A 26,346-nucleotide genomic window follows, 5' to 3' on the forward strand; every position below is an offset into this window, starting at 1 on the left:
TGGTTTCGCTATTCGCTATTCGCTATTCGACATTCCGTGATTGCTTGCCACAGTCTCTCGGTGATGGACGCTGTGGTTTCATCGGGTTCCACGTCAATCCACCGTGTCATCGCGAACTTCCGGAACCACGTCCGCTGGTGCTTGGCGAACTGGCGGGTATTGATCTTGATCCGCTCCACGGCGTCCCCCAGTGAGCACGCCCCGCGCAGGTGCGTGAGGATTTCGGCGTAACCGACCGCCTGCCGCGATTGTTCGCCCAGTTCATTGGCGAGCGATCGTACCTCCTCGACGAGTCCGGCTGCGATCATCGCCTCGACCCGCAGCCGGATTCGCCGCGAGACGTCCTCGCGCGACCGGCGGATGCCGACGACGATGGCGGGATAACGCAGCGCGCCGGCCTCCCACTGCACCTGCTGCTCCGACAGCGGCCGCCCCGTCAAGTGAAACACCTCCAGCGCCCGCTCGATCCGCTTGAGGTCGTTGGGATGGATGCGCTCGGCGGCCTTGGAGTCGAATTTGCTTAGCTCAGCGTGCAGGGCGGGCGTGCCTTCGCGACTGGCGCGGGCGCGGAGGTGCGCGCGAAACGCCTCGTCGGCCGATGGGCCGTCGAACAGACCGTACATCAGGCCCATCAGGTACAGCGGCGTCCCGGCGACGGCCAGAACCCGCCGTCCCCGCGCGTGGATATCGGCAATGGCGGCATCGGCCAGTTCCACAAAGCGCGAGACACTGAACAACTCGCCCGGCTCGGCCACGTCGATGAGATGATGCGGGACGGCGGCGCGCTCCGCGGGCGTCGGCTTGGCCGTGCCGATGTCCATGCGGCGATAGACCTGCATGGAGTCGATACTGAGAATCTCGGCATCCAGGCGCGAGGCCAGTTCCAGCGCGGCGGCGGACTTCCCGGAAGCGGTGCAGCCGAGAAGCAGGATCATCGAGGGCGGTTTGGTGGCGTCGGGATTCACGGAGTTTTGCGGTAGGATAACAGCGAATGGCCGCCGCCGCGGGTAGCCGGCTGGCGAATAGCGAAAGGCCTGCGAGAAAGTCCCGCCCATGGCACGAACCTGGGGAAAAGATCAGCATCGGCTCGTCAGCGTGGAGGAGGCGCAGGCGGCCGTCGCCGAGGGCATCGAGCCGATTGGTCACGAACCCATCGCGCTGGAAGCGGCCAAGGGCCGAATCCTGGCCGCGCCGGTCGTCGCGCAGGACGATTACCCCGCATTTAACAAGGCGATGATGGACGGATTCGCGGTCCGCGCGGCCGATTGTGCGACCGCAGGCGCGCGGCTCAAGGTGGTCGGACTCGTCCCCGCCGGCGGCGAATGGACGGCGACGCTCGGCGCCGGTCAGGCAGTGCAGATCAATACCGGAGCGCCGGTTCCCGTGGGAGCGGATGCCGTGGTGAGGATCGAGGACACGAACATTGCAGGAAGCGAAGTCACCATTGCAACGACCGTCAAGCCGCAACAGGCTGTCGCGCTGCGTGGAAGCGACCGTAAAAAGGGCCAGACGATCCTGACACCGCCGCTGACCATCGGCCCGGCGCACATCGCCGCCGCGGCGACGGCGGGAGCGGCGATGCTGGAAGTCGCCCGCGAGGTCGGCGTCGCCATCGTCTCGACCGGCGATGAACTGGTGACGCCGGGCTCGGCGCGAAAGGCCGGTCAGATCTTCGACAGCAACGGGCCGATGCTCGCCGCGCTCGTGCGACAATTCGGCGCGACGCCGCGATACATGGGCATCGTCCACGACGACGAGGGCGAACTCACCGCGCGGCTACGCGAGGCACTGTGCGAGCCCGTCGTACTCACGGTCGGCGGCATGTCGATGGGCACGCTTGATCTGGTCCCCAGGGTCTTTGAATCGCTCGGCGTACGCTGGTTGTTCCACGGCGTCGAAGTCCGACCGGGAAAACCCATTGCGTACGGCCGCGGCGCAAACGGCCAGCACGTGTTCGGCCTGCCCGGCAATCCGGTCAGCGCGTATGTCTGTTCGTGGTTGTTCGCGCGCATGGCAATTCGCGGGCTGCAGGGCTTCAAGCCGGAACCGCCACCCCGCATTCGCGCGATTCTGTCGACCGCGCTCGCTCCGCATCGCGATGCGCGTCCGGCATATGTACCGGCGCGGGTGTGGAACGACCCAGGCCGGGGTCTCATGACAGAGCCTTGTCTTTGGAGTGGGTCCGCTGATCCCTTCGGACTGGCTCTGGCCAACGCGCTTCTGGTCCGCGATGATCCGACAAAGCCGTTGGCGGAAGGCGCTGCGGTGGAAGTCCTCGTGACGGAGTCGTGAAGATAAGCAGGCGGGATCGTTTATTAATGCGGCGAGGGTCGTTTGTCGCCGCTTACATCGGAGTGGTGCTATGCGGATATTGAATCTTCCATTCTTCGTCGGCGCGATCGTCCTATCAGCCAACGCGGCGACCGCTGGGGATTGGCCCAATTTCCGCGGGCCGAATCACGACGGCATCAGCCCCGAAAAGGGGCTCAAGACGGATTGGGATGGCAACCCGAAAGTGCTCTGGGAGCGCCAGATCGGCTCGGCGTTCAGTTCCTTCGCCTGTGTCGGCGATCGCGTCTACACCTGCGGCACTACGGACGCACAGCAGGTGCTGATCTGCCTCGACGCGGCCACCGGCAAGGAAATCTGGAAGCGACCCTTCGAAAAAGAGTATCGCGACCAGTTCGGCGACGGCACGCGGGCGACGCCGACGGTGAGCGACGGCCGCGTCTACGTCGTCGGCGGCCATGGGACCGTCGTCTGCTGCGACGCGGACAACGGCTCCGAGATCTGGAGCCAGCGGTACAAGCACGTGCCGCAGTGGGGCTACTCCGGCTCGGTCCTCATCGAGGGTAACCTTGCGATTTTTCAGGCGGGCGGATCGGATGGCGCCCTCCGCGCCGCGGACAAGAAAACCGGCAAGAAGGTTTGGAAGTGCGACAACGATGACCCCGGCTATGCGACGCCGCTGCCCTTCGAATTCGGCGGAAGGAAGTTCATTTGCGCCTTTACCGCCAATCGAGCGTCGATCATCGACCTCGAAGCCGGCAAGATAGTCGGTAAGATTCCCTGGAAGACGGATTGGAAGGTCAACGCCGCCGCCCCGATCTACCACGAAGGTCATTTATTCCTGAATTCCGGCTACCAGACCGGCTGCGGACTTTTCAAACTCTCCGCCGCAAAGGGAAAAATCACCGCCAGGGAGGTTTGGAAAAGCAAAGTGCTGCTCAACAAGTTCCAGTCGGCGATTCTGACGGGCGGAAACCTCTATTCCAGCGATGAGAAGGCATTGAAGTGCGTAGACTTCATGACCGGCTCCGAGCGCTGGAAGCAACCGCGGACGATGAATGGCACACTGGTCCTGGCGGACAGCAAGCTCTTCCTGCTGACCGAGAGCGGCGAACTGCGCGTCGGCCCGCCCGATCCGAGCGGCTTCAAGCCGACGGCAGAGGCGAAGATCCTCGATGGTCGCTGCTGGACGGTGCCGGTCATCGCGAACGGCCGGATGTACGCGCGGAACCTGGAAAAAGTAGTCTGCATTGACCTGCGGGAATAACGCCGTCTGCTCCGGCCTCAAAGGCTATCGTTCGTGGTAGTAGATGGGACGGTCTCGATTGCCCGCCCGCCAATCTTCCTGACGTTCAACCCCCCGGCCGCATCCAGCGACACTTCCCACGTCTGCCCCGGTGCGAGCGGCACGCTCGGCGCTTCGCACTGCGCCGTACGGATGCCGTACTTCGCCGCGAGCTTCGGATCGTTCACGATCTCCCAAAACCGCCGCCACATCTCCGCATCCGCCGCGCTCAGGCCGCTGGGCGCCGGGAGCGGATCGCCCTCCTCCGGCGGTTCCATCTCGCCAAAAATCCGCCGAAATACCGCCAGGCTCGCCGCGCGTCCCGCCTCGGCCTCGCGGACGCGTCGAAATTCGAATTTGATCACCATCGCCTCGAAATACGCCGACTCGCCCAGCACCTCGATCGTCTGCGGCACGGCCAGCGCCCCGTCCGCGCCGATCTCCTGCCAGCGCAGCGTCGTCATAGACCGGCCCGCCTCGTCCGTCCGCCGGTCAAGCACATCAACCTGCGCCACCCGCCGCGAGGCCGTCAGCCGCTCGGCGAACTCCACGAGCTGAGTCCGCTCCTTTTCCAATTCCTGCACGCGGCCCTGCAATTCTCGGACCTCGCGACCGGAGTAACTGGAAATGCCATAGCCTGCCGCGACCAGTGCGGCGGCCCCGATGAGAATAGGACGAATCGACTTCACCACAGGTGACCCCAATCGGCGATGACCATCTGAGTATTACGCTTAATTCTAGTATCGGTTGCATCCCGGCGAATTCGGTGCGTCCGCGGACCCAAAACTCGTCACTCGGCCCGATGGGCCTCAACACGCAGCACCGCCCCCACATGCAGTCGGTACGCGACCTGCGGAGGAAGTTCAACGCGCCGCGAGAACCCCGCCGGAGCCTCGCCCGCCATGATGTAAACGTCTTGCCCCGCTACGCGACCGCGCAAAACCACATGGTGCTGCCCTTCGACATCGAAGCAGGCCGCGACCGTCAGCCCCTCGATCGGCGCGGACGGAGCCACGCGATCGACGACCACCCTCGCGGCGGCCATCACATCGATTCCCTCGGGCGCAACGCACTGCGCTACACCCATCACCAGCATGAACCGCGTCCCCAGGTGCAGGCTGTACGCTTCATCCGCGTCGAGCCCGTACGCGGGGTAGTAGTTCGGCTCCGTCTGACCCACGACGACGTAATACTGGTCCGATTCCGCCGCCCCGCGCCGCGCGCGAAACTCAAACACCACAACCGCACCGTCGCCCTCCAACGGTGATCGCTCGAAGACCCGCGCCACCCCCAACTCCCCGGGCGCATCCTCGCGCAACTGCGCGCGGAGGTAGCCCAGCGCATATTCGCGCCAAGGACTCAAATTCATCGGATCGGGCGGCGTCGTCGGATTCAACGGCGTCGCTTCACTTTCGCTATTCGCCATTCGCTATTCGCTATTCCGTGGAGGTTATCAATTCCCCGCCCCGCCATCTATACTGCCTCTCCCGAGCCCATGGACCAACCCGAATTCAAGCCCACACCGCTCGTCTGCCCGCAATGCCGCTCCCAATACGTCCCCATGCGCCCCACCCTCGGCCGGCGCGTCCGTTGCCGCCACTGCGGCCACGTCTGGCGCGACCAATCGACCGCCGCCGGTCAGATAGCAGGGGCGATTGGATCGGCCGCGTCGGCGTGGGCCCAGATGGGCTCGACGCTGATCGCCTCGGCCGATCACGGCTCGACGATGGGCCATCTCGCCGCCAAGTTCGTCCGCCCGCCGCAGCCCGCCGCAGCCGAATGGGTCGGCCGTACGCTGGGCCGCTACGAAATCCGCGCGATCCTCGGCCTCGGCGCGATGGGCAATGTCTTCGAAGCCTACGACAAGGACCTGGAACGACCGGTCGCACTGAAAATGCTCCCGCGGCGGATCGACCCCGCTCATCAGCCGCTCGGCCTCAAGATGTTCCTGCAGGAGGCCCGCGTCGCCGCGCAGATTCAGCATCCCAACGTCGTCACGGTCTATGAGGTCGGCCAGGAAGAAGGGATGTATTACTTCGCCATGGAGCGGGTGGACGGCATCACCCTCGCCGCGCTCGTCGACCAAAACGGCCCGATGCTGGTCCAGCAGGCGTGCTACGTCATCGCCCAGGCCGCCAAGGGCCTCGCCGCCGGTCACGCCCTCGGCGTCATCCATCGCGACGTCAAACCCGGCAACATCATGATCGACACGGCCGGCCACGTGAAAGTTACGGACTTCGGACTCGCGGATGTCACGGGCATCGCGGGCATCAAGGAACTCTCCGAGCGGACGCTGGGGACTCCGGGTTGGATTTCGCCCGAGGTCGCCCGCGGCAGCCGCCCAACGCCCGCCAGCGACATCTACAGCCTTGGCCTGACGCTGCACTTCGCGATCACGCGGTCGCGGCTTGTGCAGGCGAAGACAAAAAGCGGCATGATCCGCGCGCAACAAGAGGCCAGAAGCATCCAGCGCGAGCAGCTCCCCTCCAACTGGCCGCCGCGCCTGGCGGACATCGTCTTGCAATGCCTGCAGGCCGACCCCAAAGACCGCTACCAATCCGCCGACATGCTCGCGGGAGATCTTCTACGCGCGTTGTCGCCCGACGAGAAGGATGCCACGCTTATGCTCACCCCGCCGCACGCGCGGCTGGCCAAGCCCGTGTCGCCGATCGTGACGTGGGTCGTACTTGGCGCGCTACTTATCGTGTCGGCGGGCCTCTTCGTGTGGTGGTGGAAGCTCCGCGGCGGGCTGTAGCGTCGATCCTTGTGGCCGACGAAATCGGCAGACCCGGCCCCAACACGGTACGTCAATCCGTTGGATGGCGGCCGAGCTTCGTTTCCTCAGCACGAATCGCCAAGATCAACGGTCTATTCATTTGCAGGGCAACGATCGTCGCGCGCCCTATCGGTGTCAGGCCAATGGCTCGCGGCCCATCCCAGCGAAAGTGATCCGACCATTCGTCAACGCGAGGGTTGAAGAGCGGCGCCGCTTCACCGGTTTGGGGGTCCATCGCGCTTTGACGTGCAGCTTTCCGCAATGAACAGGAAACGCACGCCCAGGCAAGATTATCAAGTTGGGTCCGTCCCCCCGCGGAAATCGGTATCACATGGTCGACGTGAAACGTAGCTTCTTGTCCGAGCTGAGCGAGTCGACAATACTCGCATCGACCGGCGGATCGCTCTATCACAGCCCTGTGCAAGTCCGCAGGAACATGCGACATCGCTTAGTGACCGTTGCCCTGTTCCGAGCGAAGCCGGAGCAGTGACAGAAGATCGGCCAAATTGACCAGCCCTTCAGCCTCGGAACGCTCGCGGACGGACAACTTCTCCCCGCGGTCCTGGCGATCTAGCAACTCGTGCAATCGCTCATCGACGGCCAAAGGGAGACGCAGCCGGTCCAGGTCCGACGGGAGTTCGAGTTCGAGGTGAATTAGACGGCTCATGGACTTCTACTCCGTCCTCGGCGTAGTCTTGGATTATATCCGGGTTCCCTGAAACGTCGATGCATCCGCACCTCCGTCGTTGCCGCTATTTTTTATTTTCTTGTGGCGAGATTAGCAGAGATTAGCTGGGACAGCCTTTCGTTCTACATTCGCCAAGCACAAAATAGCACCGGACCACCCATTCGACGCTTCCTTTATTTCGACCTAACAATAGCCTTACTTCCACGAAAAGTCAAGGTAAGAACCTTTCGAGGCGCGAAAAACTCGTTGCAGGGCCCATCGCGCGACGAGTCTGCGCCGGCTCAGGCCTCGCCCGCGATCATTGACAACTCGTGGGAGATCGCCTCGATTTTTATCGAAGCCCCCATTCGAGCCGTCGCCAGATCATCCCCCGGCTCTTTCGCCAAGATGTAGAATTTGATCTTGGGCTCCGTCCCGCTCGGCCGAGCGATCACCTTCGTCTTATCGTCGAGCGTCAGCATGATGACATCGCTCGCCGGCAACTCGTATCGTCCGACGACTATGCCGGTCGCCAGTTCGCGCACCTCACCCGTCTGGATATCCGCCCACGTCTGGACGGGCCGGCCGCCCATCGTCCGCGGGGGCGAGCGGCGCAGACCATCCATCAGCGCCGCGATCCGCGTCGCGCCGTCCTGGCCCGGCATCGTGAAACTCTTGGCCCCTTCCTGGTGGAAGCCGAATTTCGCGAAGAGCGAATCCAATAGCGTAAGCAGAGTCTGCCCCTGGCTGGCCGCAAACGCCGCCGCCTCCGCCAGAAATGCCGCGCTCGTCACCGCGTCCTTGTCGCGGACGTAGTCGCACGGCATGTACCCGTAGCTCTCCTCCGCTCCGAAGATGAACCGTCGCCCCGACCCGTCACGCTCAAACTCGCCAATCTTCGCCGCGATCCACTTGAACCCCGTCAGCGTCTCGACCACTTCCGCCCCGTACGATCGCGCGATCGTCTTCATCAAGTCGCTGCTCACGATAGTGCTGAGCACGACACCGCGATTGGGAAACCGGCCGCTCCGCGTGAGCTGCTCGCACAGGTAGTACGTCAAAATCGCCGCAATCTGGTTTCCGGTCACCAGCGGATAATTTCCCGTCGCGTCGCGCACCGCGATCCCCACGCGGTCGGCGTCTGGGTCGCTCGCGATGACCAGATCCGCCGACTCCCGCCGCGCCAGATCGATCGCCATGGCCAGCGCCGCCCCCTCCTCCGGGTTCGGCGATTTCACCGTGGGGAACTCGCCATCGGGCCGGGCTTGCTCGGCGACTTCGCTGACATTGACGAATCCGCGTCTGCGGAGGGCCTCGGGGACCAGTGTCGAGCCCGTCCCGTGCAGCGCGCTGAAGACGATCTTGAGCTGTTTGCCCTGCGTCTGGCATAGGTCGGGGGCCAGCGTGGATTGCTGGACCTTTTCCAGAAACGCCTCGTCGATCTCGTGGCCAATCAGATTGACGAGCCCTTGCGACTTCGCCTCGGCCAGCGGCATCGCCCGGACATTCGAGAATCCACCGACCCGCCGCACTTCCTCAATGATCGCCGCATCGTGCGGCGGGACGACCTGCCCCCCATCACTCCAATACGCCTTGAACCCGTTGTACGCCGGCGGGTTGTGGCTCGCCGTCACCACCACGCCCGACGTGCATTTCAGATGTCGCACGGCGAACGACAACTCCGGCGTCGGTCGCAGCGCCTCGAAGAGGTACGCACGAATCCCGTTGCCCGCCATCACCTCGGCCACGCGCCGCGCAAAGGCGTCGCTCATCCGCCGGCAGTCGTACGCAATCGCCACGCCGCCCCGCCTGGCCGCTTCCCCTCCCTTTGCGATGTAGTTTGCCAACCCCTGTGCGGCCGCCCCCACGGTGTACGGGTTCATTCGGTTCAAGCCCGCTCCCATAATCCCGCGCAACCCGCCCGTTCCGAACTCCAGATCACGGTAAAACCGATCCGCCAATTCCCCGGCATCGCCGCGCGCCAACAGGTCGCGCACCTCTTGTTGATCGATCGGCGCGATCGCGGGGTCCGCAAGCCAGCGATCGACGGCGGATTGAATGGCGGGATCCATGGCGGAATCGTCTCGATTCAGGGGATGCGATGCAAGAAGGCGAGCCTCCGGGCGGCCAAGAACGGATGGCCGGGATCCTTGGAGCCTCCGGGCCGTTCGAAGTTTGCTGACCCCGGCCTCCGGGCTACAATAGTCCCGCCGCTGATGAAATAGCGGGCGTTTAGCTCAGTTGGTTAGAGCGCGCGGATCACACCCGCGAGGTCGCAGGTTCGAGTCCTGCAACGCCCAGTAATCGTGCTCCAACCAGGGTTGCGGCCTGCGGCCCTGCCGATCATGAGCGCGTGCCGATGCGTCCCAAATCCAGGGGACATTCGCCGAGATGGGCTATCAGCCCCACCGAGATCATTCGCGACATCGCCGGTACGCTGATTAAGTCCTTATCGCACCGCCCGTTGGGCCGCTTTGTGGACCGGAAACCCGGCGTTTTTCGCACGGCACGGACATTGCCAATCCCACGCCTCCTGTGATATCATTGGCGTGTTCCGGTCTGGAGTCTTCGAAGGAAGCATTCTCCTTTCGGTCCATCGCGTCGATGTCGGGGGGGATGAAAGGCGATTCAATCATGGCGACCGTTCCACTGAATGTGGTCTCCCCGGGCATCTTCGGGCCCGCCCAGGAGGCCGAGCCGGTAGCGCAGGGCCGCTTCGGCTTCGTCGAGCGGGATCACGAAGAGTTCCCGCCGATCATCGTTATCGCGGTCACCAACGTCTGCGATATGGCGTGCATCCATTGCGCGCACCCGGTCATTAAGAAGCTGCCCGAATACAAGGCGGCGTTCATGGACCCGGCGATCCATACCAAAATCGTGGAGGAGACCAGGCAGTTCAAGGACAAGCTCTGGGTCTTCCGCTACGCCGCCGACGGCGAGTCCATCCTCCACCCCCACTTCATCGACATGGTGGAGGAGACGAAGCGCGCCGGCATCGGCCCGGTCGATCTGACCACCAACGCCATGGCCCTGACCGAGGAAAAGATGCGGCGGTTGCTCCTGGCGCCGATCGACGTGATTGACGTCAGCACCGATGCCTATTCGAAAGAGACCTACGAGAAGATTCGCATTAAAGGCAAGTTCGACCTGGTGACCGCCAACACCAAACGGCTGATCGAGCTGCGCAACGAGTTGAAATCGCCCACCAAGATCATGGTCAGCATCATCGACCAAAAGCAGGCCAAGAACGAAGTCGAGTTGTTCAAGAACTATTGGGGTCCGATGGTCGACGAGGTGCTCGTCCGCGGCCTGAACAACGATCTGGGCCTGGTCAAAGTCGAGGAAACGTACTTCGACGAAGGCATCAAGCGCTGGCCCTGCCCGCAGTTTTGGAAGCGCGTGACGATCAACATGCACGGCGAAGTCCGCTTCTGCGTGGAGGACTGGCAGAATCACGGCGTCGTCGGAAACGTGCGGGACCAGACCATCCAGGAAATCTGGAAGAGCGAAATCTACGAAAAAATGCGCGACCTGCACATGACCGGCCGCTGGCGCGACATGGGCATGTGCGAGCATTGCATGGATTGGCAGCATATGGAGTGGGACCACGGCTTCGAAAAGGCGATCGCCAGGGTCATGAGCAAGAACTAAGAAGCCGGCGAACCATCGAATCAACGGTTCGCCGATGAATGCGCTTTACATTCAGGAAGGGAAGCCGGCCGCTCGCAAGGACGCGGGGAGGGAGGACGATCGTGTCAATGCCACCAGCCGCAGCGGGTACGCTCGCGGAGCCGTCGATGAAAAAAATCGCCAAAACCCCGGCCGTCGTACGTGTCGGCGTCGTGGGTTGTGGTTATTGGGGCCCCAATATCATCCGTAACTTCAGCGCCCTGCGCGACTGCGATTTGCGGGTCATTTGCGATTCCAACGCCGGTCGTCTGGAACCCTTCGGACGCCGTTATCCCTCGGCCCGCACCGAGGGCGACTTTGCGGCCATGATCGCCGATCCCGACCTCGACGCCGTCGCCATCTGCACCCCGGTCCACACGCACTATCCGCTGGCCAAGGCCGCGCTCGAGGCCGGCAAGCACGTCCTGATGGAAAAACCCCTGACCCACAGCTCCGAGTCGGCCCAGACGCTGGTCAACATGGCCAGGCAGCGCGGGCTGACCATCATGGTCGATCACACCTTCATCTACAGCGGGGCCGTCCAGAAGATCAAGTCGATCATTGATAGCGGCGAGATCGGGGACATCCTCTATTTCGATTCGGTCCGCATCAACCTCGGCTTGTTTCAGCACGACATCAATGTCATCTGGGACCTCGCCCCCCACGATTTGTCGATCATGGATTATCTGCTCGGCCGCGCCCCCATCTGGGTCTCTGCGATCGGCAGCAAGCACTTCGGCAAGCTCGAAAACCTCGCCTACATGAGCATGAAGTTCGACGATTCCCTGATCGCCCACTTCCACGTGAACTGGCTCGCCCCGGTCAAGCTTCGTTCGACCGTCATCGGCGGCTCCAAGCGAATGATTGTCTATGACGATCTCGCCCCCAGCGAGAAGATCAAAGTGTACGACAAGGGCGTAACGATCAACGGCGACAAGTCCGAGCGCGACAAGGTCCTGATCGACTATCGAACCGGCGACATGTTCGCCCCCAAGATCGACAAGACCGAACCGCTGGAGGCCGTCTGCCGGCATTTCGTGGAGAGCATTCAGAACGGGACAACGCCGCTCACCGACGGCGAGTCCGGCCTGCGCGTCGTGCGGATACTCGAGGCCGCGCAGCGGTCGATTGAGCGAAGCGGGGAGCGGGTCAACTTGTAGCACTGCGCTGCCGGCGACATCGTCGACGCCCATGCCGGAGTCGAGGGAGCGCACTTTGGCATCTCGCGGTCGGGGGCAGTACCATACTCCTGTTTTGACCGTTCGCCACACGGCTCGCCGTGGCGGACGAGGACTAGCTCGAAAGGAAGACGCGAACCATGAACGTACCGCTGGTCGATCTCAAGGCCTCTTTGACGCCCATTCGCGAGGCCCTGCGCAAGGAATTTGAAGCGATCCTCGATGGGATGCAGCTCTTCCTCGGCCCCAACGTGCAGGCCTTCGAGAAAGACTTCACGGCGTTCTGCGAGGTCAAACACGGTCTCGGCGTCTCCAACGGAACCGACGCGCTGATCCTCGCCCTCAAGGCCCTGGGCATCGGGGCTGGCGACGAAGTCATTGTCCCCGCGCACACCTTTTTCGCCAGCATCGAGGCCATCGTCCACGCCGGCGCGACGCCGGTCATGGTCGACATCGAACCCGGCACGATGACGATCGATCCGAAAAAAATCGGACCCATGTTGTCCCCCAAGACCAGGGCCATCATGCCGGTCCATTTGTACGGTCACCCTGCGGACATGGACCCGATCCTGGCGATCGCCAGGGAACACAAGCTCAAGGTGATTGAGGATTGCGCCCAGGCCCACGGCGCCCGTTATAAGGGCCGCCGCTGCGGAAGCATGGGCGATGCGGCGGGGTTCAGCTTCTATTTCACGAAGAATCTCGGCGCTTTCGGCGAGGCCGGGTTCGTCACCACGCCCCACGACGACTTGGCGGAGTTGATGAAGCAATACCGTCATCACGGCCACGTCAGTAAGTTCGAGCACGCCCACGTCGGGTACAATTTCCGGCTCGATGAACTTCAGGCCGCGGTCCTGCGATTGAAATTGCGACTCCTGGAGGCCAACAACGGCCGCCGCGTTGCGATCGCCCGCCAGTACGACGAGCGACTGGCCAAGACCGGCCTGAAGCTGCTCAAGCCGAGGGGCGATTCCGAGCCGGTCTATCACCTGTACCCGATTCAGACCGAACATCGCGACGGCTTGATCGAGTACTTGAACGGCCGGGGCATCGGCACCGGCATCCATTACAAGATCCCCGGCCATCTGCAACCCGCGCTCAAAACCCATTCCCATCGCTTCGGCGACATGTCGGTCACCGAGCAGACGTGTCGGGGGCTGCTATCCATTCCCATGTATCCCGAACTGACCGACGAACAAGTCGATTACGTGGCGGACCACGTTTGCGAATTCCTGCGGGAGCGCGCCCCCACGTCCAGGGTCGGCGCGCGGTGAGGCGGCCATGGGAGCATCCAACGACGTCTCTTTGATTTCGCCCGCCGCCGACGAGGAAGTCGCTGCTTTCTTCGAAGCGTGCCCTGCGAGCTTTGCGCAACAGACGATCGGCTGGAGAAATGTCATCGCGCCGATCGGACCGGATGTGCCGCTCTTTCTCGGCAGTCGGCGGAATAACAGGTTGCTCGGCGTGCTGCCGGCCTACAAATACGACGGACCGCTGGGCAGCATCCTGACGACCTGCCCGCAGGCCGGAGCGTTGGGCGGCGTGGCGTGCCTCCCGAATGAAAACGCGCCGGCGATCTATCAGGCCTTGCTCGGGGCCTTTGTCGAACTGGCAAAAGAAAAGGGTTGCGCGACGGCGACGGTCATCACCAATCCCTTCTGGCCGGACCACGAACTTTACCAGCGCTTCTTCGCCGCGGATTTTTCGCTGCAGAATAGTTGCCAGGTGCTCGACTTGGAAACGGGCGTGACGGCGACCGGCGAGTTTCCCCAGGCCGACACCAACGTCTTGCGCAACCTGAAAAAGGCCCAGGGCGGCGAACTGGTCATGGACGAGGGGCAATCGGAACCGAACGTCGCCGAGTGGTACGAGATCCACGCCGCGCGGCATACGGAAATCGGCGCGACGCCGCTGCCGCGCGAGATGTTCATGGGCGCCCTCCGCGAGATGGTCCCGCGCGACAAGGCCCGGTTTTTTTTCGTTCGTTTGAAGGAAGCCCCTCACACCATGGTGGCGGGCGGGTTTTACGTCTACCACGGCCAGGTGATCGATGCCCTGATGCCCTCGATTCGCACCGAGTTTTCCAAACTCTCGCCGAATTTCCTGATGGCCGCGCACACGATCCGTTGGGCGAAGGCCCGCGGCCTGCGCTACTACAACTGGCAGGCCTCGCCGCCCGGCAGCGGCGTCTACCGCTTCAAGAAACAGTGGGGCAGCCGCGACGCGACCTATTACATCTGCACGAAAGTCACCGGCGATATCTCCCCCTTCACCTCAACGACGGTTGCGTTCGTCCGCGAGGCCTATCGATGGCACTACGTCATGCCGTTCGACAGGATCGGCGTGGCGCCCGGCGGCGGCCCTGCGGAAAGTTCGCGGGAAGGCGCGTGGCAGGCGTTGGCGGGGGCCGAATCATGAAACCCAAAACCGCCGCGCCGGAGAATCCCACCGAAGATTTCGCGGACCTCAAGCGAACCGTCGTCAGCCACTACGAAGCCGCCCTGCAAACTCACGGGCCAACCGCCCAGGGAATGGACTGGAAGGATGAGGCGTCGCAACGGCTGCGTTTCAAGTTACTCTGCGAAATCTGCGACCTCAACGGCAAGTCCATCCATGAAGTTGGCGCGGGGGCCGGCCATTTATGCGACTTTCTCTGCGAACGCGGAGGAACCGCCGAGTACAGCGGAAGCGATCTTTCGGCCGAAATGGTGAACGCCGCGCGAGGGCGTCATCCCAAAATCCGGTTCGATCGCCGGGACCTCCTGGCGGAGCCCAATCTCCCGACCTACGACGTCCTGGTCTGCTCCGGTCTGTTTCATGTGCGGGTCAACAACAGCGAGAACGAGTGGGGAATCTTCGTCCGAAACATGATCCGCAAGATGTACGACCTTTGCCGCGTCGGTATCGCGTTCAATCTGATGACCGACCAGGTCGATTTCAAGAATGACAAGCTCTATTACTCGAATCCCGGAGAGATGCTGGAGTTCTGCCGCCGGGAACTGAGTCGCTACGTGACCGTTCGCCACGATTATCGGTTATATGAATACACGACCTACGTCTACCGAAACCCCACCGGCTGACTCCTCCGCCGACCCGACCGCCCGACGGCAGATCAGTCTGTCCGTCATCATGGCCGGCCTCAACGAGGAGATGAACGTCGAGCGCGCCGTCGGCCGGATGGTGCAGTCGCTGGAGCGCTTCACCGACGAATTCGAGGTCATCATCATCAACGACGGCAGCACGGACCGCACGCCCCAGATTGCGGACGAGATGGCCGGGAAGGACGCCCGAATTCGCGTCGTACACAACGAGCGAAACGTCAATTACGGCATCTCCCTGGCCCGGGGGATACAGGCGGCCCGATGCGAGTGGATCCTGCACGACGGAATGGACCTTCCGCTGGCTCCCGAGGACATTGATCAATTTACGCCATATTTTCACGAGTCGGATGTGCTCGTGGCGCGCCGGATCAACCGGGCGGCCCACTCGCCCTGGCGTAAAGTCACCTCCTGGACCAACAACATGCTCCTGCGGATTCTGTTCGCCCCGAAGACAGCGGACCTGAACTTCGTACAGTTCTACCGTCGCTCCTACGCGCAGTCCGTCCAGCTCGTTTCCACCAGTCCCGCCTTCGTGACGCCGGAACTCATCATCCGCGCGGAGCGCTCCGGACGACGCGTCCGGGAAGTAACGATTGAATTCCGCAGACGCACCGGCGGAAAGGCCCATTTTGGCAAGCTGCATGATATCATGTGGACCCTGAAGGATATGTTGCGCTTTCGCCTCGCCGCCTGGCGGCATGGATGGTGATGGAAGTGACCCGACGAAACATCCCCGTGGCCAAACCGTCGTTTGACGACGCCGAAGAGCGCCTGGTGATCGAGTCCCTCCGCTCCGGCTGGGTCACGCAGGGCCCGCGCGTCGCCGAGTTCGAGCGCCTCGTCGCCGAATTCGTCGGCGCCAAGGAGGCCGTGGCCGTCACCTCCGCGACCACCGCCCTGTTCCTGGCCCTCCGCGTCCTGGACATCGGCCCCGGCGACGAGGTCATCGTCCCTTCGCTCTCCTTTATCGCCACGGCCAACAGCGTCGTCCATGCGGGCGCGACGCCCGTCTTCGTCGACGTCGATCCGAAGACCTATAACATCGACCCGGATCTTATCGAACCCGCGATCACCCCCCGCACCAGGGCAATCATGCCCGTCGATCAATTGGGCATGCCCGCCGACATGGATCGCATCAACGAGATCGCCCGCCGACGCAAGCTGCGCGTCATCGAAGACGCCGCCTGCGCGATCGGCTCGCGCTACAAAGGCCGGCCGGTCGGTGGCGACGGCGATCTGGTTTGTTTCAGCTTTCATCCGCGAAAAGTGATCGTCACCGGCGAAGGCGGGATGATCACGACGAATGACAAGAAACTCGCCGATCACCTGCGGCTCCTGCGGCATCAGGGCATGTCCGTTTCGGACCTGGAGCGCCACGCGGCCGACCGGGTCATCATCGAGACCTATCCGGAAGTCGGCTACAACTTCCGAATGTGCGACATCCAGGCCAGCCTGGGGATCGCGCAAATGGCCAAGCTCAACGCCTTTCTCGAAAAGCGGCAGGCGATTGCCCGCGTGTACGACCGCGAGCTAAGCCAGTTTCCGCAAATCGAGATTCCCTTCGTGCCGAAGGACGCCACGACGACGTATCAGTCATACATCGTGCGGCTGCGCGGGGCGGATGCCCGGACTCGAAATGCTTTTCTGGACGAGCTGCACCATCACTGCATCGCCACGCGGCGCGGTCTGATGGCCATCCATCGGGAGCCGTGTCACGCAAACGGCCGAATCAGCGGATCGCTCCAACACACGGAAGCGGCGACGGACCAGACGGTCGTCCTGCCGATGTACACCGACCTGTCGCATGAGGACCAGATGTTTGTCATCGAGCAGATTGGAGCGGCCCTGGGCCGCGTAATGGGCGGCCGGAGTTCGGCGGGGAGGGCGGCCCCGTGAAGATCATCCTCTGCGGAAAGAACGATTCGGCTGTGGAATGTCTGGAGTTCCTGGTTGCTCGCGGCGACGAGGTTTGGGCCATCGGTACAAAAGGCGACGATGGCAAGGACGGCTGGCAGAAGTCGTTCAAAGGTGCGGCGCTGCGACTGAAAGTTCCCTTCGAGCAGCCGCCGAAGATCAACGACCCCTCCTTCATCAAGCGACTGACGGATTATCGTGCGGCGGTTCTGGTGTCGATCCAGTACGACCAGATCCTCAAAGATCCGCTCTTCAACGCGATCGGCTGTCCCTGCATCAACCTGCACTTCGCCCTCCTGCCCCGCAACCGCGGCGTGGCCCCCATTGCCTGGGCCGTCCTCAACGGCGACCGCGAGACCGGCGCGACCATGCACCACATGATCGAGGACATCGACGCCGGCGACTTGATCGACCAGGAAGCCGTGCCAATCTCCATGGAAGACACGGCCCGGCAGGTGTACGACAACGTCTCCGCCGCCGCCGTCGTCGTCTTCAAACGCCTGTATCCCTTTTCGCAAAAGCAGTTATCGGTGCGCCTGCCTCAGGATCGCGCCGTCGCCTCCTATCACAAGAATGGCGAGTTTGACTTTTCCACGCGGCGCGTGAATTGGAATCGCCCGGCGATGGAACTCCACCGCTGGATTCGCTCCATGATCTTCCCTCCATTTCAGTATCCGCTGATCGAAGTGAACGGAGGCGAGATCGCCATCACGCGCATGGGCGGCGAGATAAAGCCGGCGAATCAAGCCGAGCCCGGACGCGTTATGGCGCTGACGACTCAATCCCTTGACGTGGCCGTCGGCGGTGGCGTGATTCAACTGTGCGGCCTGCTCGATTCTCAATCGCCGTCCAGGACATTTTCAGATTTGACGACCGGCATCAAAGTTGGAGACCGCCTGGCGTAATTGGCGGCAATCATGAGGGTGAAATGAAGTTCAGCAATCAAAAGATCATGATCACCGGCGCGGCCGGTTTCATCGGCAGCCATCTGGCCGATCTGCTCGCAAAGGATAACGACGTCCTCGTCGTGGATGATTTCTCCATCGGGCGCATGGAAAATCTGGCCAACGTCAAGGACAAGCCGAATGTCCGCATCGTCAAGGCCGACATCACCGATCGCGACCGGATGTTTGAGCTGGCCAGGGGCATCGACGTGGTCTACCACCTCGCCATCTCCTGCCTGCGCACGTCGATCAACAAGCCGGAAATGAGCCACGACATCAACTCCGGCGGAACGCTCAATGTCTGTATGGCGGCGCATCATCATGGCGTGAAGCGTTTCATCTATTGTTCCTCGTCCGAGGTTTACGGCACCGCCCTGACCGCGCCGATGTCCGAGACGCATCCCTGCAATCCCATCACCGTCTATGGCGCAAGCAAGCTCGCCGGGGAGCTGTACGCCCTCGCGTACTGGCGGACCTACGGCATGCCCGCCATCATTGTGCGGCCCTTTAATTCCTACGGCCCACGCGAACCCTATGAGGGCGCCCGCGCGGAGGTCATTCCCCGCTTCATGCTTCAGCTTCAAGCCGAGCGGCAGCCGGTCGTCTACGGCGACGGCAGCCAGACGCGGGATTTCACCTATGTCGAAGAGACGGTGCTGGGGCTGAAACTTGCCGGGGAATGCGACGAACTCGTCGGCGACGTGATCAATATCGCCTACGGCCGCGAAGTTTCGATCCTCCGTATTGCGGAAATGTTGATGGAACTGACGGGCACTAAGCACGTCGGCATAAAGCACGCCGAGCCGCGACCCGGCGACGTCATGCGCCACTTCGCGGACACTGCCAAGGCCAAGCGTCTGTTGGGATATTCCCCGGCTGTGGATATCCGCACAGGGTTGCAACGCTTTATTGACTGGTTCAATGCGGATGGAATCGCCGCCAAGACCTCCGTCGAAGCGGCAGCGCTGCCCAACTGGTAGGCGAACTGGGACCGCGCCTCGATCACCCGCACCAGGCCCTGAATCGCGCGTTATCTCTCTAATTGCGGATGAGCGCGCTAGAATGAATACCTAATCATGGCGTGGTGGCATCCTCGCGAGCATATATCAGATAGCAGTCTGGCCCCCGTCGACTTCCCGATTCGTCGGGATGGACCTGCGCCTGGCGCGAGGAAGACAATGCATCGACAACGACACTCATTTTCAAAACCGGTGGTCTGGGGATTGGCGACACTCTTCAGTTTCGCGTTTGTGGGCGAACCCGGGATCCGGGCGGATACGCCGCTGACGACCGAACGCGTAACGACCGGACTGGTGTATCCGCTCTTTGTGACGGCCCCGCCCGGCGACAGCAGCCGCTTGTTTATCGTTCAGCAGACCGGCGAGGTGAAGATATTCAAGAACGGCGCCCTTTTGCCGCAACCGTTTATCACCATCAACGTCCAATGCTGCGGCGACTCGGGCCTGCTCGGTTTCGCCTTTGATCCGAACTACGCCACGAACGGATACTTTTATATCAACGCCATGAGAGTCATCAACGCGACGCTGACCTCGGTTTTGGAGCGTTACTCCGTAACCGGCAACCCCGATGTGGCCGATCCCAACTCAGGACTGACGCTTCTGACGCTGGCTCAGCCCACACCCAGCCACGACAACAACATGATCGCCTTCGGACCCGACGACGGAATGCTGTACACATCGTTCGGCGACGGGGGCAATCAACAGGATCCGTTCAACCGCGCTCAGGACGGCAGCCTGTTGTTCGGAAAAGTGCTGCGGCTCGACGTCAGCAATTCCAGCCCCGGCAACCTCTATGACATCCCGCCGGACAATCCGTTTGTCGGCGACCCCATGGTCCTCGACGAAATCTGGGCGCTCGGGCTTCGCAATCCCTGGCGATTCAGCTTCGATCGACTGACCTCGGACATGTACCTCGCCGACGTCGGACAAGCGGCGCGGGAAGAGATCGACTTCGAGCCGGGCAACAGCCCCGGCGGGCTCAACTATGGCTGGAGGTGCATGGAGGGCTCCATCTGCTCCGGTCTGGGGGGATGCACCTGCTTTTCGCCCGCGCTCACGCCGCCCATTTACGACTACGATCACAGCGACGGCAGTTGCTCCGTCACGGGCGGATATGTCTACCGAGGCTGCAAAATCCCCGACCTTCGCGGCACCTATTTCTTTGCTGATTATTGCACGAATAAGATCTGGTCGTTCCGTTATGTCGGCGGCACGGTCACGGAATTTCAGGAACGGACGGCGGAACTCGATCCGCCGAACTTTATCATCAGTTCGATCACCTCCTTCGGAGAAGACGCGGACGGCGAAATCTACATCGTCACGCGCGGCGACGGTAATCCCAACGGTCAGGTGTTCAGGATCGTCCCGGCGGGTATTGCCCTCGGTGACATGAACGGAAACGGGAGCTTCGACGGGCGCGATGTCAGCGCGTTTACGCTCGCCCTGGTGAACCCCGCGGCCTACGCGGCGCAATTTCCGTCGGTCGATCCGGACGCGCAGGGCGATTTCAACTGCGACGGCGTCCTGAGCCTCAACGACCGGACGGGTTTTGTGAATGCACTGCTCTCCGACTAGCCGCTCCTCCTGTAAGGCGGAACGGATGCGGAATTGACGTCGGTTCGGCGGGTTCTTACACTCGCGCCTGGATGAGCGGCCTTTCCGATCCCATGCCACCGAGACCGGCACCGCTCCGTCACGAACGGTGGGTGTGGTACGCTGTACTGACTGCCCTGGTGCTGCGACTTCTCGTCTTCTTCGCCAATCGAAACCAGCCGATCGTCACGATCGAAGAAAGCTACATCGCCTCCACGGCCACGCTGGTCTCCGGCTACGGCTACCAGATGCGCACGACGAAGGCCCTGGAAAACAAGCACGGCTTTCCGACGATGCTCACGTCCATCGACTACATGCGGCAACGCGAGGCCGAGGGGGGCCGCGTGGACCGCGAACATCCGTATCCGAAGAGCCCGATCGGCTGGATTCCCGCCGTCGTCCACCCCGCCGGATACTCGTGGCTCCTGTACCCGCTCTATCGCCTCGGTAACTTCAGCGGCATGATCGCCTCAGCGCGGCTGCTGCAGATCGTCACGGATTCGCTGGTCTGCGTCCTGGCCTTTCTGTTCGCGCGCAACGTCTTTGGCGCGTCGGTCGGCCGACTGGCCGCATGGTTGTACGCCTTCTGTCCGGCGATGATTTACCTTTGCCAGGCGATTTTGCCGGACGCGTACCATGGGTTTTTCGCCGGCTCCATCTTGTGCCTGGCCAGCTTTGCCACGCCGCGGCGCGGCGCCTGGCTGCTCGCCGCCGGCGCCGCGGCGGGACTGGCTTGTCATTTCCGTTCGGAATATCAGTTGATGCCGCTGGTCATCTTCCTGATCGTCCTCTTGAATTGGCGGCGCTTCGTGCCGAGCGTGGTCTGGTCCGCGGGCATGGCCGCCGTCATGCTCATCGTGCTTGCGCCTTGGGCGCTCTGGACGAAGAAAGTGTCCGGCCACGCGCAATTCGGCGGCGTCGGCGCCTGGAGCGGGATGTACGTCGGGATCGGCGAGGATCCACAAAACCCGTGGGGGATCGTGATGAACGAACCCTGGCTCACACAGGACGCCATCAACCGCGGTTTCGAATCGCACATCTCCCATGAAGCCAACCAGGAATACAAAAAACTCTGCTGGCAATATGTCCGGCAGTATCCCTGGCGTTATGCGCGGTGCATCCTCGTTCACCGGCTGCCGCTGGCCTTGGCCACGCCGCACCTCACCTCTAACCGAACTACCAGCGACGAATTCTCCTTCACGAAGTACCATGTTGAAGAAGGCCTGACACGCTGGGGTGTCATCCGCAAGTATCCCGGGAAAGTGGTAAGATACATGGGTCCCCAGTTGGCCATGAGCGCCGTTTCCGCCCTGCTGACCCTCGCGCTCCTGGCGACGATCGTCATCTTCCGACGGGATTGGCGCCGGATCGCGTGGCTCGTGATACCCTGGGGCTATACGGTCGGAACGGTCGTCCTGATAAAGAGCATCGAGCCCCGGAATATCGCCCCGCCTCTGTTCGTACTGACCGTGGCCCTGGCGATCGTGATATGCTACCTCGTCCATCGCCGGCAGGGGCGGCCCTTCGTGTTTCCATCCAGCGGGATCGAAGAGCCGATGGGCGCCCGGAGGGGTTGAGCGCGGCGATGGGGGGAGAAACGCGAGAATAAAAGTCCTCCTCAGGCGAATCCCCCTCCGATGGATTCCGTTGTCCTAGGGGACCCCGGCGCGCCGGGGTCGGCGGTTCAGTTGGGAACGTGTAGTGGCGAGCCTTTCAAAAGAAGTGGAGGCCGGTGCGCCCGGCCTGAGCGATGTCTGGCAGGTCTTCACTGCGCCGGCCGGGCTCTTTCGCCGCGTGGAGGACACCGGGGCCTACGGCTGGGCCCTCGTCGTGCTCCTCGCCCTCGTCACCCTCACCGGCTATGTCCAGGTGCAGACCGGTTTGATTGACCGCGTCGTCGATCAGCAGACAGAGCGGCAACTGGGTGAGCTGGAGAAGAATCAGGGCAATCTGGTCGACCGCGTGCAGCTCAAGGACGCCATGGACGCCGTCCGCAAGTCCGGCGATTTTATGAAACTCCTGCAGCGGCTCGGGGCGATTGTCGTCTCGCCGATCTACCTCCTGACGTCGTGCTTGCTGATCTCGTCGATTCTCTATGCCGCCGTGGCCCTGACCGGTCGGAAACCGGAATACCACACGTTGATGGCGATCTGTGTCTACGCGAGCTTCGTAGATTTGGCGGGAGCGCTCTTGCGCCTGGGCATGATGATCAGTTATCGAACCACGATGGTGGATACATCCCTTGGAATGCTCGCGCCGATCGGAAAGGCTTCCTGGCTGACGGCCGTGGACCCGTTTCGCATTTGGTTCTGGCTGTTGGTGGCGATCGGACTCATCGTCACGCAGCAGCTCGGACGCCGCGGCGCCGCTGTCTGGTGTGTCTTGATGTTCGCGATCGCCTCGGCCGCGCGCGTGGGGATGGCCTACGCAGGAAATATCTAGGAAGTCGCCCTCATAGGGAATACTCATGAAGCGTATCATCACCCTCATCATCATCCTCGCCGTCGCCGGCGGTCTCTTCGCCATCGGCAGCCTGCGCCGTGGCGCGGACGATAAGCCGATTCTCCACGTGGCGGAGGACGTCCCTCTGACGGTCCACATCGCCTGGCCCGAACGGCAGGAGATCATCCGGCTCGTCCAGGCGCCCGGCGACGTCGAGGCGACGCTCGAAGTGATGATTCGTTCCGAGATCGTCGCCAAGATTGATGAAATGCCCGTGGAGGAGGGCAGCGTCGTCAAGAAGGGCGACCTGCTTTGCCGCCTGAACGACCGGGACATTCAGGCCGACGTGGAATCCGGCGAAGCCCGCGTGTCCCGCCTGAAATCGGGCACGATCGACGCCGAAGCGGATCTGGAAAAGGCCGACCGTGACTATCGCCGCCAGCTTCGGCTCGCCGAGGTGAATGCGACGAGCGATCAGGAGCGCCTGGACTACATCACCGGGCTGAAGAAGGCGAAGGCCGTGCTCGACATGCGCAAGCAGGAACTCGTCGAGGCCGAGGCCTTCCTCCGGCGGGTCAAAGAGGACCTCCGCCGCACGCGAATCATCTCGCCCATCGACGGCATCGTCGCCAAGCTCGACGCCAAGATCGGCGAAGTCGTCATCACCGGAACCATGAACAATCCGGGCACGTCGATCATGACCATCAGCGACCTCTCGCGGATGCAGGTCCGCGCCCGCGTCGATGAGGTCGATGTCCCGTTGGTCAAACCCGAGCAAAAGGCCCGCATCTACCTCCAGGCCGATCAGCAGACGCCGGTCCCGGCGCGGGTCGTACGCGTCGCTTCCAAAAGCACCAAGCAGGTCGGCCGCGACGTGGTGAACTTCGAGACGCTGCTCGAGGTCTTGTCGCCGGACGAACGCATCCGGCCCGGCATGACCGCCAACGTCGAAATCGAAGTCGCCCAGCAGGACGGGGTGATCACGGTGCCGGTCGAGGCGATCGTTCATCGGATGCGTAAGGAGCTTCCCGAGGAGATCGTCAAGCAATTTGACGAGCGGCAGTCGGGGCTCGATCTGTCGGATCGCGCCAAGGCGGCGCAGTACATCAAGGTCGTGTACGTGCTGGACAACGAAGTCTCGCGGGTCCGCCTCGTCGAGCCCGGCATTGCCGACAGTCGCCGCGTCGAGGCCAAGACAGGCGTCGGCATTGACGACGTTGTCATCGTGGGGCCCTATCGCAGCCTCGATCAACTCAAGGACGGCCGCAAGGTCTCGCTCTCCGAGGACGAGAAAAAGAAGCTCGCGACGCGTCCCAAATTGAAGGAGGAGACGCCGGACCTCGCCGAGAACAAGAAGGAAGACGAACTAGTCGCCAAGAAGGCCGGCTAGGTAGGGCGGGCTCTGCCCGCCGATTTCACGACGACCATGACTACGCCCTCGCAATCTCTGATCGAACTCCGCAATCTCGAAAAAATCTACCGCGTCGGCACGGAACTCGTCCACGCCCTCCGCGGCGTCACGCTCGAAATCCACGAAAATGAATACCTGGCCATCATGGGTCCGTCCGGCTCCGGCAAGAGCACGCTCATGAACATCCTCGGCTGCCTCGACATCCCCACCCGCGGCAGCTATCTCTTGCGCGACAAGGATGTGTCCAAACTCTCCCAATCGGGTCTGGCCCGGATTCGCGGCCGGCAGATCGGCTTCGTCTTTCAGAACTTCGAGCTGCTCCCGCGCACGACCGCGCTGAAGAATGTCCAGCTTCCCCTCATGTACGCTCAGGTCCCACACCGCCGCCGCCGTGCGATGGACGCCCTCAAAATGGTCGGACTGACCGATCGCGCCAAGCATCGTCCCAACCAGCTCTCCGGCGGTCAGAAGCAGCGCGTCGCCATCGCCCGCGCCCTCGCCCAGCAGCCCGACATCATCCTCGCTGACGAACCCACGGGAAACCTCGACTCGGCGACCGGTGACGAGATCATGGGCATCTTCGACATGCTCCACGCCCAGGGCCAGACGATCATCATCGTCACCCACGAACCCGACATCGCCGCCCGCTGTCATCGCGTCGTCGTTCTGCGCGACGGTCTCGTTTCCTCCGATTTCCGCCACCAACCGGCCGCGCCCGGCTTCGGCGTGAAGAGCCCGGCCATCGCCGTCCAGTTGCCCGCCGCGGTCGGGGCCGCGCCATGATTCGAAAAACGATCGATCGCCTCCGTCGCGTGTCGGCGTGGCTGGCTGGTTGGCTCGGCCGCACGGGCCAGAATGTCGCGACCGCCTTCGGTCAGATCTGGGCCAATCGTGGCCGTTCGCTGCTGACCACATTGGGGGTCATCATCGCCGTCACCGCCATTATCAGCGTCGTCGCCTTCGTACAGGGCTTCGGCCAGTACATGACCAACATGCTTCGCGGCTACGGCACGCAATATATGATCGTCCGCCCCGACATCCGCTGGGAGGACCAGGCCTTGGGCCTGGGCACCATCACGCTCGACGCCGCTGACATCGAGGCCGTCCGCGTCGAATGCCCCGACATCCGCCGCCTGACGCCTTTTGTCTATTCGGAGATGACGACCGTGTCCTACGGCCGCGCGACCGCGACGGATATTCCACTCCGCGGCGTCACCGCCGAGTATCAGACGATCCGCAATTACTACGTAGACCGCGGCCGCTTCTTCGGCCCGCTCGACGTGCAGGGCTCGGCCAACGTCTGCGTCGTCGGCCGAAGCACCCTCAAATCTCTGGAGTGCGACGAATCGATCCTCGGCGACTATCTCAACATCGTCGATCAGCGCTTCAAAGTGATCGGCATCCTCGAACCCAAGGGCAGCTTCATGGGCGACGATCAGGATCAGACGATCATGATCCCGTCGACGACGATGCTGCAGATGTTCCCGCAGTTCCGCGAACAGATGCGCTTCCTCGCCGAGGCGGCCGGCGAAGAAAAGATCGACGACGCCTGCGGCCAGGTTCGCCGCGTCCTCCGCCAGCGCCACGGTCTCGCCGCCGGCCAGCCTGACGACTTCGAAATCGATCGGCAGGATCAGATGCTTCGCGAGTTCGGCAAGGTGCGGATGATCGCCACCAGTGTCCTCGCCGGAATCGTCAGCATATCCCTGATCGTCGGCGGCATCGGCATCATGAACGTGATGTTCGTCTCCGTCAGCGAGCGAACACGCGAGATCGGCCTGCGCAAGAGCGTGGGCGGGCGGCGCCGCGATATCCTGCTCCAGTTTCTCACCGAAGCCGTCGTCCTCAGCACGACCGGCGGGGCGATCGGCGTCGCCCTCGGCTACGGAATCACCCACATCGCCTCGCTTCATCCCGCAATGGTGTCCATAGAAGTACCGTTGTGGTCCGTGGCCCTGGCCCTGGGTTTTTCAGCCGGATCGGGCATTCTTTTCGGCATCATCCCCGCGTTCAAAGCGGCGATCTTGCACCCAATCGACGCTTTGAGGCACGAGTGAC

Annotated in this window: 24 protein-coding genes and 1 tRNA gene; 19 read left to right on the forward strand and 6 right to left on the reverse strand. The window is 62.7% G+C overall.

All coding sequences use genetic code 11. The features are described from left to right. Window positions 1–8: 8 nt before the first annotated feature. Window positions 9–1,055 (reverse strand): tRNA (adenosine(37)-N6)-dimethylallyltransferase MiaA, encoded by a 1,047-nt coding sequence (miaA, locus tag VJZ71_08960; GenBank protein HKQ48184.1) that lies wholly within the window; start codon window positions 1,053–1,055, stop codon window positions 9–11. Here miaA and glp point away from each other — a divergent pair. Beyond that, window positions 1,054–2,292, forward strand: a complete 1,239-nt coding sequence (glp, locus tag VJZ71_08965; protein HKQ48185.1) for a gephyrin-like molybdotransferase Glp — start codon at window positions 1,054–1,056, stop codon at window positions 2,290–2,292. The genes miaA and glp overlap by 2 nt on opposite strands. A 70-nt stretch (window positions 2,293–2,362) precedes the next feature. Beyond that, entirely contained in the window at window positions 2,363–3,556 is a 1,194-nt protein-coding gene (locus tag VJZ71_08970; GenBank protein ID HKQ48186.1) for a PQQ-binding-like beta-propeller repeat protein, read from the forward strand. Between the two features lie 17 nt (window positions 3,557–3,573). Here VJZ71_08970 and VJZ71_08975 read toward each other — a convergent pair whose 3' ends face one another. After that, the gene (locus tag VJZ71_08975; protein ID HKQ48187.1) at window positions 3,574–4,263 is read right to left on the reverse strand and encodes a hypothetical protein; all 690 of its coding nucleotides are present in this window, start codon (window positions 4,261–4,263) and stop codon (window positions 3,574–3,576) included. Window positions 4,264–4,364: 101 nt separating this feature from the next. Then, a complete protein-coding gene (locus VJZ71_08980; protein ID HKQ48188.1) occupies window positions 4,365–5,000 on the reverse strand; it encodes a hypothetical protein in 636 nt (211 codons plus the stop codon). Window positions 5,001–5,069: 69 nt separating this feature from the next. On the opposite strand from VJZ71_08980, the gene VJZ71_08985 reads away from it, so the two are divergent. Beyond that, a complete protein-coding gene (locus VJZ71_08985; GenBank protein HKQ48189.1) occupies window positions 5,070–6,329 on the forward strand; it encodes a protein kinase in 1,260 nt (419 codons plus the stop codon). A gap of 52 nt (window positions 6,330–6,381) precedes the next feature. On the opposite strand, the gene VJZ71_08990 is transcribed toward VJZ71_08985, so the two are convergent. The 3 genes from VJZ71_08990 to VJZ71_09000 form a co-directional block, all read right to left on the reverse strand. After that, window positions 6,382–6,795, reverse strand: a complete 414-nt coding sequence (locus VJZ71_08990) for an HNH endonuclease signature motif containing protein (GenBank protein HKQ48190.1) — start codon at window positions 6,793–6,795, stop codon at window positions 6,382–6,384. A gap of 3 nt (window positions 6,796–6,798) precedes the next feature. Next, window positions 6,799–7,017 (reverse strand): hypothetical protein, encoded by a 219-nt coding sequence (locus VJZ71_08995; protein HKQ48191.1) that lies wholly within the window; start codon window positions 7,015–7,017, stop codon window positions 6,799–6,801. A gap of 302 nt (window positions 7,018–7,319) precedes the next feature. Then, on the reverse strand, window positions 7,320–9,089 hold the full coding sequence (locus VJZ71_09000) for a phospho-sugar mutase (GenBank protein HKQ48192.1): 1,770 nt from the start codon (window positions 9,087–9,089) through the stop codon (window positions 7,320–7,322). Window positions 9,090–9,243: 154 nt separating this feature from the next. Between VJZ71_09000 and VJZ71_09005 the strand changes: the two genes are divergently transcribed. From VJZ71_09005 to VJZ71_09080, 16 genes are all read left to right on the forward strand, one after another. Continuing rightward, window positions 9,244–9,317, forward strand: a tRNA-Val gene (locus VJZ71_09005). A 334-nt stretch (window positions 9,318–9,651) separates the two neighbouring features. Next, a complete protein-coding gene (locus VJZ71_09010; GenBank protein HKQ48193.1) occupies window positions 9,652–10,668 on the forward strand; it encodes a radical SAM protein in 1,017 nt (338 codons plus the stop codon). Window positions 10,669–10,775: 107 nt separating this feature from the next. Then, on the forward strand, window positions 10,776–11,846 hold the full coding sequence (locus tag VJZ71_09015; protein ID HKQ48194.1) for a Gfo/Idh/MocA family oxidoreductase: 1,071 nt from the start codon (window positions 10,776–10,778) through the stop codon (window positions 11,844–11,846). Between the two features lie 158 nt (window positions 11,847–12,004). Next, window positions 12,005–13,138: a DegT/DnrJ/EryC1/StrS family aminotransferase gene (locus VJZ71_09020; GenBank protein HKQ48195.1), complete on the forward strand. Its 1,134-nt coding sequence runs from the start codon at window positions 12,005–12,007 to the stop codon at window positions 13,136–13,138. 7 nt (window positions 13,139–13,145) lie between these two features. After that, window positions 13,146–14,282 carry a GNAT family N-acetyltransferase gene (locus VJZ71_09025; GenBank protein ID HKQ48196.1) on the forward strand — a complete coding sequence of 379 codons (1,137 nt, stop codon included), beginning with the start codon at window positions 13,146–13,148 and terminating at the stop codon, window positions 14,280–14,282. Next, window positions 14,279–14,944: a class I SAM-dependent methyltransferase gene (locus VJZ71_09030; protein ID HKQ48197.1), complete on the forward strand. Its 666-nt coding sequence runs from the start codon at window positions 14,279–14,281 to the stop codon at window positions 14,942–14,944. Before VJZ71_09025 ends, VJZ71_09030 begins: the two co-directional genes overlap by 4 nt. Further along, entirely contained in the window at window positions 14,904–15,674 is a 771-nt protein-coding gene (locus VJZ71_09035) for a glycosyltransferase family 2 protein (GenBank protein HKQ48198.1), read from the forward strand. Before VJZ71_09030 ends, VJZ71_09035 begins: the two co-directional genes overlap by 41 nt. Next, window positions 15,674–16,861, forward strand: a complete 1,188-nt coding sequence (locus VJZ71_09040; GenBank protein ID HKQ48199.1) for a DegT/DnrJ/EryC1/StrS family aminotransferase — start codon at window positions 15,674–15,676, stop codon at window positions 16,859–16,861. The genes VJZ71_09035 and VJZ71_09040 overlap by 1 nt, the downstream gene beginning before the upstream one ends. Then, window positions 16,858–17,784: a formyltransferase family protein gene (locus VJZ71_09045; GenBank protein ID HKQ48200.1), complete on the forward strand. Its 927-nt coding sequence runs from the start codon at window positions 16,858–16,860 to the stop codon at window positions 17,782–17,784. Before VJZ71_09040 ends, VJZ71_09045 begins: the two co-directional genes overlap by 4 nt. A gap of 23 nt (window positions 17,785–17,807) precedes the next feature. Continuing rightward, on the forward strand, window positions 17,808–18,803 hold the full coding sequence (locus VJZ71_09050) for a GDP-mannose 4,6-dehydratase (protein ID HKQ48201.1): 996 nt from the start codon (window positions 17,808–17,810) through the stop codon (window positions 18,801–18,803). A gap of 198 nt (window positions 18,804–19,001) precedes the next feature. Further along, on the forward strand, window positions 19,002–20,417 hold the full coding sequence (locus VJZ71_09055) for a PQQ-dependent sugar dehydrogenase (protein ID HKQ48202.1): 1,416 nt from the start codon (window positions 19,002–19,004) through the stop codon (window positions 20,415–20,417). A 131-nt stretch (window positions 20,418–20,548) separates the two neighbouring features. Continuing rightward, window positions 20,549–22,012: a glycosyltransferase family 39 protein gene (locus tag VJZ71_09060; GenBank protein ID HKQ48203.1), complete on the forward strand. Its 1,464-nt coding sequence runs from the start codon at window positions 20,549–20,551 to the stop codon at window positions 22,010–22,012. A 124-nt stretch (window positions 22,013–22,136) separates the two neighbouring features. Beyond that, window positions 22,137–22,877 carry a YIP1 family protein gene (locus VJZ71_09065; protein ID HKQ48204.1) on the forward strand — a complete coding sequence of 247 codons (741 nt, stop codon included), beginning with the start codon at window positions 22,137–22,139 and terminating at the stop codon, window positions 22,875–22,877. Window positions 22,878–22,902: 25 nt separating this feature from the next. After that, entirely contained in the window at window positions 22,903–24,267 is a 1,365-nt protein-coding gene (locus VJZ71_09070) for an efflux RND transporter periplasmic adaptor subunit (protein ID HKQ48205.1), read from the forward strand. Between the two features lie 36 nt (window positions 24,268–24,303). Then, window positions 24,304–25,071 carry an ABC transporter ATP-binding protein gene (locus tag VJZ71_09075; protein ID HKQ48206.1) on the forward strand — a complete coding sequence of 256 codons (768 nt, stop codon included), beginning with the start codon at window positions 24,304–24,306 and terminating at the stop codon, window positions 25,069–25,071. Continuing rightward, window positions 25,068–26,345, forward strand: coding sequence for an ABC transporter permease (locus tag VJZ71_09080; GenBank protein HKQ48207.1), 1,278 nt, complete (start codon window positions 25,068–25,070; stop codon window positions 26,343–26,345). Before VJZ71_09075 ends, VJZ71_09080 begins: the two co-directional genes overlap by 4 nt. The last annotated feature ends 1 nt before the right edge of the window (window position 26,346 follow it).

The sequence above is a fragment of the Phycisphaerae bacterium genome, from assembly GCA_035275405.1.
GTDB lineage: Bacteria > Planctomycetota > Phycisphaerae > UBA1845 > UTPLA1 > DATEMU01.